1 protein-coding gene is annotated in these 560 nt (G+C 71.1%); it reads right to left on the bottom strand.

The annotated features are described in order from the left end of the window. A partial coding sequence (locus HUK84_RS22300; protein ID WP_176642056.1) for a radical SAM protein occupies nt 1-560 on the bottom strand: 560 nt, incomplete at both ends.

Genomic DNA, 560 nt, shown 5'->3' with positions numbered 1-560 from the left:
GCCGCGCGCAGCACCGCGTCGATCCGCTCGCGCTGCGCCAGCCGCTCGGCCGGCCCCGGCAAGGCATGTTCGGGCAGCAGTTCCTGACGCTTCTGCTTCCATGGCACGTGGGCATAGCCGAACACCGCCAGCCGGTCGGGCCGCAGCGCGCCGGCCGCGATCGCCGCCGTCTCGCCCACGCTGTCGACCGTCTGGTAGGGCAGGCCATAGATCAGGTCGATATTGACCGAGCGGATGCCCGCCCGGCGGATCTGCGCCACGCACTCTTCGGTGCGCGCGCGGCTCTGTATCCGGCCGCAGGCCATCTGCACCACGGGATCGAAATCCTGCACGCCCAGGCTGACCCGGTTGAACCCCTGCGCGCGCAGCACGTCCGGATAATCGTCGGGCAAGGCGCGCGGATCGAGTTCGATGGCGATTTCCGAATCCGCCCGCACGGCGAACAGGCCACGGATCGTCTCCATCACCATCCGCATGGACTCGGCCGGCAGGGCGCTCGGCGTGCCGCCGCCCCATTGCACGTGCCGCACCGGATGGCCCGGTCCCAGCAGGGCCGCGAC

This window comes from Nguyenibacter vanlangensis, from assembly GCF_013376155.1.
Lineage (GTDB): Bacteria > Pseudomonadota > Alphaproteobacteria > Acetobacterales > Acetobacteraceae > Gluconacetobacter > Gluconacetobacter vanlangensis.
Note: the sequence above shows the minus strand (reverse complement) of the source record. Positions and strands in the feature narration are given on the sequence as shown.